This window comes from Mycobacterium kyogaense (assembly GCF_003254575.1).
Lineage (GTDB): Bacteria > Actinomycetota > Actinomycetes > Mycobacteriales > Mycobacteriaceae > Mycobacterium > Mycobacterium kyogaense.
In genome coordinates this window covers 1-6,102 of sequence record NZ_QJUA01000084.1, presented here as the reverse complement: position 1 = coordinate 6,102, position 6,102 = coordinate 1, and the positions used below count along the sequence as shown (strand labels likewise).

Sequence of the window (6,102 nt, the reverse complement as noted above, 5' to 3'; positions counted from 1 at the left end):
GGTCTTACACTCTGCTTAGCGTCGGCATGGTCAGTTGTGTATAAGGGCCAGACCCCTCTGCGCGAGCAGACGCGAACTCGCGCGTGTCACGCGGCGTGTCGCGCGAGTTCATGTCTGCTCGCCGGAGAAACTCAGCAGCCTTTGAGGCGGACGGCCAGGTAGTCCGACACCTCGGACAGCGCCACCCGTTCCTGCGTCATGGCGTCCCGCTCACGGATCGTCACAGCGTGGTCTTCCAGCGAGTCGAAGTCGACGGTCACGCAGTACGGGGTACCGATCTCGTCCTGGCGGCGATAGCGGCGGCCGATCGCGCCCGCGTCGTCGAATTCGACGTTCCACGAACGCCGCAACTCGGCGGCCAGATCCTTCGCCTTGGGCGAGAGATCCGCGTGCCGCGACAGCGGCAACACCGCCACCTTGACCGGCGCCAACCGCGGGTCCAGCCGCAGCACCGTGCGCTTGTCGACACCGCCCTTGGCGTTGGGCGCCTCGTCCTCGGTGTAGGCGTCGACGAGGAACGCCATCAGCGAGCGGGTCAGACCGGCTGCCGGCTCGATGACGTACGGCGTGTACCGGGTGTCACTGGCCTGGTCGTAGAAGCTCAGATCAGCCCCGGAATGCTTTGCGTGCGTGGACAAGTCGAAATCGGTCCGATTCGCCACGCCTTCGAGCTCGCCCCACGGGTTGCCCGAGAACCCGAACTTGTACTCGATGTCGACGGTCCGGTCGGAGTAGTGCGACAACTTCTCCTTGGGGTGCTCGTAGAGCCGGAGGTTGTCGCGGTCGATACCGAGGTCGATGTACCACTGCAGCCGGGTGTCGATCCAGTACTGGTGCCACTCGACCGCCGTCGACGGCTCGACGAAGAACTCCATCTCCATCTGCTCGAACTCGCGGGTGCGGAAGATGAAGTTGCCCGGGGTGATCTCGTTGCGAAAGCTCTTGCCGATCTGGCCGATACCGAACGGCGGCTTCTTGCGTGCGGTGGTGACCACATTGGCGAAGTTGACGAAGATGCCCTGCGCAGTCTCCGGCCGCAGATAGTGCAGACCCTCTTCGGACTCGATCGGGCCGAGATAGGTCTTGAGCATCATGTTGAAGTCGCGGGGCTCGGTCCAGCGGCCCTTGGTCCCGCAGTCCGGGCAGACGATCTCGCTCATCGGGACGGCTTCTGGATCGTCGAGGCCCTTCTTGGCCGCGTATGCCTCCTGCAGGTGGTCCTGCCGGTGCCGCTTGTGGCAGTTCATGCACTCCACCAGCGGGTCGTTGAACACCTCGACGTGGCCGGAGGCCACCCACACCTGGCGCGGCAGGATGATCGCGGAGTCCAGACCGACGACGTCGTCGCGGCCGGTGACCACGGACTTCCACCACTGCCGCTTGATGTTCTCCTTGAGCTCGACGCCGAGCGGGCCGTAGTCCCACGCCGACTTGGTCCCGCCGTAGATCTCACCGGACTGGAAGACCAGACCGCGCCGCTTGGCCAGGTTTGCAACAGTGTCGATGATCGAAGTCGGAGCCACGGGTTCACAGCGTAGCGAGGTCGGGACCCCGCCTTGCGCGACGGGATCCGATTGACATGCACGGGTCTGCATGTATCGTGGGCCCTAATGAAAACCGTTTCCAGTATCGATGGCGAGCAGCACGACCACACCGGCACCCCGCCTTCCGACCTGCCGTCGCGGGCGGTCCTCGACACGGCCGGGGATCTGCTGCGGGCGCTGGCCGCTCCGGTCCGTATCGCGATCGTGCTGCAACTGCACCGCGAAGCTCGATGCGTGCACGAGCTGGTCGACGCGCTCGATGTGCCGCAGCCGTTGGTGAGCCAGCACTTACGCATCCTGAAGTCTGCCGGCGTGGTCGCCGGCGAACGATCCGGCCGCGAGGTGCTCTACCGCCTCGTCGACGACCATCTTGCCGAGATCGTCGTCGCCGCCGTCACGCACGCGGCCGAAGACGAGGAGCAGGCGCCGTGACCGGCGCCGTTCGCTCGACGCGCCAGCGCGCCGCCTTGGCCGCCCTGCTGGAGAACCTCGATGACTTCCGATCGGCGCAGGAGCTGCACGACGAACTCCGCAAACGGGGCGAGGGCGTCGGCTTGACCACGGTCTACCGCACGCTGCAGCAGATGGCCGCCGCAGGCGCGGTCGACACGCTGCGCACCGACACCGGCGAATCCGTCTACCGCTTGTGCTCGCAACACCACCACCATCACCTCGTGTGCCGGGAGTGCGGTTCCACCGTGGAGATCTCCGCGGGCGAGGTCGAGACGTGGGCGGCCGAGATCGCGCGCAACCACGGCTTCTCCGATGTCACCCACACGATCGAGATCTTTGGGGTGTGCGACCGCTGCCGGGCGACTGGCAACTGACTGACTAGCGGCCCCTGCGCCACGCGAGGACCGCGACAGCGATTCCGACGATCGCGATGATCGGGCCGAGCACCGACCACGTCGTGGTGTTGCTCATCGGGCTGCCGCCGACCACGCCGACACCCTGCAGGGTGAACAGAGTGCCGAACAGCGCGACGACGATACCGGCGAAGATCAGGGCGATGCGCACCTAGCCGACCCTAGCTCGGACTGGAACTCGTCGGTGTCTCGTGACCCTCAACACATGACTCAACCGACCGGTTGGTTGCGTGTAATGATCTTGATCGCTCAGTGCCGAGTTCGGTCGGTTCGGATGAGCGTCGACTACATCAACGAGAGGCGTCACGTGCGTTCTTACTGGCAGCGTCGGTTGATCCGATGGCGCACAGACCCTCCGGTCCGGACGGCGGCCGGCGTTTCCGCGGTGTGCGCGACGGTCGTGGTCGCCCTGGTGATGATGCAGTTCAAGGGCGCCTTCACTCCGGCCGTATCCGTCGGACTCATCACGAATCGCTCGGGCTTGGCGATGGACCGGGGAGCGCGGGTCACCTACAACGGCGTCACGGTGGGGCGGGTGAGGGATGTTGCCCACATCGACGACGGAGGCGTTCCGGCTGCTCGGCTGACGCTCGACATCGATCCCGCCTACGTCGGCCTGATTGCCGCCAACGCTGACGTCGGGATCGTCTCCAGCACGATCTTCGGCAACAAGTACGTGTCCATCAGCGCCCCCCGGCAGCCTGTCGCGGCCCGACTAGGCGATGTCGGAGAAACCCGGGTCACGGCGGTGACAACTGAATTCAACACGCTATTCGAGACCACCACCGCGATCGCTCAGCAGATCGATCCCGTGAAGCTCAATGCGACGCTGACAGCTGCGGCCCGCGCGATCAACGGCTCGGGCGATCGAATCGGTGAATCCATCGTCGACGCGAATACCGTTCTTGCAGAAATCAATTCACAGATGGGTGCGCTTGACCAGGATATCGAGCTGTTAGCCGATCTTTCTGAACAGTACGTCCGGGCCGCGCCCGATCTTTTGACCGCGCTCGACAACGCAGTCACGACTGCGCGCACACTGACCGCACAGCGCGAGGATCTTGACCTCACACTCCTGGCTGCCGTGGGATTCGGCGCCAACGGCGGCGACGTCCTCGAACGTGGCGCTCCGTTCGTGCGGCGAACCTTGACCGATCTGATTCCGACCAGTGAAACGCTCGACAGGAACAGTCCGGCGTTGTTCTGCACCATTCGGAACTTTCACGACACCGCACCCAAATTCTCTCGATTCGGTGGCGGCGCCAACGGCTACAGCCTGAAGCTCCACGACATTCTCCTCGGGGCACCGAACCCGTACGTCTACCCCGACAATCTCCCGCGGGTCAATGCTCGAGGCGGCCCTGAGGGCCGGCCGGGGTGCTGGCAACCCATCACCCGAGACCTTTTCCCGGCGCCCTATCTCGTGATGGACACCGGCGCGTCCATCGCGCCCTACAACCACCTCGACGTGGGACGACCCTCTGCGAGTGAATACATCTGGGGCCGGCAACTGGGTGAACACACCATCAACCCCTGATCCGCTGCACCGCTAGGCCACGAGCGCGCGCCGCACGTCGGCGCCGGTGGCCAGCACCATCAGGATCAGCGTGCGCAGCGCGTCGTCGGTCAGCCCGGCCGCCGGGAAGTTGTAGCGCAGCAGCACGTCTCCGGTCTTGCGCGCGCCGCCCGCACCCTTCGCGCCGATCTTCTCGACCAGCGACACCGTGCCGAGCAGCGTGTCCTGGGCATGCTTGGCGACCTCGGCCCGCACCGCGGCGGTCAGCGGCAGATCCCAGGCCAGCACCTGCGTCAGGGACACCAGCTCCAGATCCTCGGCGATCGTCACCACCCGCAGCGATGCGAACGTCTGCTCGTGCGGCACGGTGACCGCGCCGTCGTCCTCGCGCTGCACCGGCAGGATGTCTGCCAACACCACCGGGAGCCGTTCGACGAGCTCCATCAGGCTCGCCCGAAGCGTCGGTTGCGGTGGACGTACTCCTCACACGCCGCCCACAGGTCGCGGCGGTCGTAGTCGGGCCACAGCTTCTCCTGGAACACGTACTCGGCGTAGGCGGCCTGCCAGAGCAGGAAGTTACTGGCCCGCTGCTCACCCGAGGTGCGGATGAACAGGTCGACGTCGGGGATGTCGGCCCGGTGCAGATGCTTGGCGAAGCCTGCCTCGGTGATCCGGCTCGGATTGATCTTGCCGTCCACCGCCTCCTGGGCCAGTTGACGAGCGGCTTCCACGATCTCGGTCCGCCCGCCGTAGTTGACGCAGTAGTTGATCGTGATGACGTCGTTGTCGACCGTCATCTCCTCGGCGATGTCGAACTCCTTGATCACGCTGCGCCACATCCGGGGCCGCGACCCCACCCAGCGCATGCGCACGCCCATGTCGTTGAGGTTCTCCCGGCGGCGCCTCACCACCTCGCGGTTGAAGCCCATCAGGAACCGGACCTCTTCGGTGCTGCGCTTCCAGTTCTCGGTGGAGAACGCGTACACCGTGAGGTGCTTGATGCCCAGCTCGATCGCGCCGCAGGTGATGTCGATCAGCACCGCTTCGCCCATCTTGTGGCCTTCGGTGCGGCCCAGTCCACGTTGGGTGGCCCACCGACCGTTGCCGTCCATCACGACCGCGACGTGCTGGGGTACCTGGTCGGCCGGGATCTGCGGGGCGGCCTCCTTGGACGTGTGTTGCGGAGGGCGGGCGAACTTGCCGTTGGTGCGGGGCGGCAATTCGGGGAAGACCACCGGCCAGGAGGACTTGTCCGGAAACGTCGGATAGTCCTCAGGCGCCGGGGGCAGCTGTGGGTAGCTGTTCTTGCCCCTCCGCCTCCCGCTCCGTTCCGTTGCCATGCGCCATATCCTGCCTGATGGTCTGCCCGGTCTTTCTGTCCACCCGCTCCACGAGGGGCAGTGTTCGCAACTGTCTCTCCAGATGCCACTGCAGGTGCGCGGCCACCAGTCCGCTGGCTTGGCTGCGGTGCGCCGCGGTGGAGGTCTGCGCGTGCTCCCAGTCGCCCTCGTAGAGGGCGGCCATCAGGTCCAGCACACCCTGGGGCGGTGTGACCGAACCCGACGGCCGGCAGTGCACGCACACGCTGCCGCCTGCACCGACGTGGAAGGCCCGGTGCGGACCCGGCGTGGCGCACCGGGCGCATTCGGTCAGTGCCGGCGCCCACCCGGCGACGCCCATCGCGCGCAGCAGATAGGCGTCGAGCACGAGTTCGCGCGGTCGGGCTCCGTCGGCGACCGCACGCAGGGCGGCGACGGTGAGACGATGCAGCGCGGGCACCGGCGCGTGCTCCTCACCGGCGATCCTCTCGGCCGTCTCGAGCATCGCGCATGCGCAGGTGTAGCGGCCGTAGTCGCTGACGATGTCGGAGGCGAACGCGTCGATCGCCTGCACCTGGGTGACGATGTCGAGATTGCGGCCGGGATAGAGCTGAACGTCGATGTGCGCGAACGGTTCCAATCGCGCCCCGAACTTGCTGCGGGTGCGCCGCACCCCCTTGGCCACCGCGCGTACCAGCCCGTGATCGCGCGTGAGCAGGCTCACGATGCGATCGGCTTCCCCGAGCTTGTGCTGACGGAGCACCACCGCTCGGTCCCGGTACAGACGCATCCGACCAGTCTTCCACTGTTCGGGATGGATATCGGGTTCGCAGCGCCGATACTCTGGTCACTGATGG

The 6,102-nt window shown here is 66.1% G+C and carries 8 protein-coding genes; 3 read left to right on the top strand and 5 right to left on the bottom strand.

Going from position 1 to position 6,102, the window contains the following annotated elements; genetic code table 11:
* Positions 1–131: 131 nt before the first annotated feature.
* Positions 132–1,523: a glycine--tRNA ligase gene (locus tag DMB80_RS27505; RefSeq protein WP_111512727.1), complete on the bottom strand. Its 1,392-nt coding sequence runs from the start codon at positions 1,521–1,523 to the stop codon at positions 132–134.
* An 87-nt stretch (positions 1,524–1,610) separates the two neighbouring features.
* Here DMB80_RS27505 and DMB80_RS27500 point away from each other — a divergent pair, with 87 nt between their 5' ends.
* Together DMB80_RS27500 and DMB80_RS27495 are read left to right on the top strand one after the other, a co-directional pair.
* Positions 1,611–1,976, top strand: coding sequence for an ArsR/SmtB family transcription factor (locus DMB80_RS27500; RefSeq protein ID WP_111512726.1), 366 nt, complete (start codon positions 1,611–1,613; stop codon positions 1,974–1,976).
* Complete coding sequence (locus DMB80_RS27495; RefSeq protein WP_111512725.1) at positions 1,973–2,371, top strand: Fur family transcriptional regulator; 399 nt, start codon at positions 1,973–1,975, stop codon at positions 2,369–2,371. The genes DMB80_RS27500 and DMB80_RS27495 overlap by 4 nt, the downstream gene beginning before the upstream one ends.
* A gap of 4 nt (positions 2,372–2,375) precedes the next feature.
* On the opposite strand, the gene DMB80_RS27490 is transcribed toward DMB80_RS27495, so the two are convergent.
* A complete protein-coding gene (locus tag DMB80_RS27490) occupies positions 2,376–2,561 on the bottom strand; it encodes a hypothetical protein (protein WP_111512724.1) in 186 nt (61 codons plus the stop codon).
* Between the two features lie 123 nt (positions 2,562–2,684).
* Between DMB80_RS27490 and DMB80_RS27485 the strand changes: the two genes are divergently transcribed.
* Positions 2,685–3,947 carry an MCE family protein gene (locus DMB80_RS27485; protein ID WP_111512723.1) on the top strand — a complete coding sequence of 421 codons (1,263 nt, stop codon included), beginning with the start codon at positions 2,685–2,687 and terminating at the stop codon, positions 3,945–3,947.
* A gap of 12 nt (positions 3,948–3,959) precedes the next feature.
* On the opposite strand, the gene DMB80_RS27480 is transcribed toward DMB80_RS27485, so the two are convergent.
* The 3 genes from DMB80_RS27480 to recO are packed head-to-tail and all read right to left on the bottom strand — an operon-like array spanning position 3,960 to position 6,035.
* Positions 3,960–4,370: a hypothetical protein gene (locus tag DMB80_RS27480; RefSeq protein ID WP_111512722.1), complete on the bottom strand. Its 411-nt coding sequence runs from the start codon at positions 4,368–4,370 to the stop codon at positions 3,960–3,962.
* On the bottom strand, positions 4,370–5,266 hold the full coding sequence (locus DMB80_RS27475) for a decaprenyl diphosphate synthase (RefSeq protein ID WP_111512721.1): 897 nt from the start codon (positions 5,264–5,266) through the stop codon (positions 4,370–4,372). Before DMB80_RS27475 ends, DMB80_RS27480 begins: the two co-directional genes overlap by 1 nt.
* Entirely contained in the window at positions 5,199–6,035 is an 837-nt protein-coding gene (gene recO, locus DMB80_RS27470; RefSeq protein WP_111512720.1) for a DNA repair protein RecO, read from the bottom strand. The genes DMB80_RS27475 and recO overlap by 68 nt, the downstream gene beginning before the upstream one ends.
* Between the last annotated feature and the right edge of the window lie 67 nt (positions 6,036–6,102).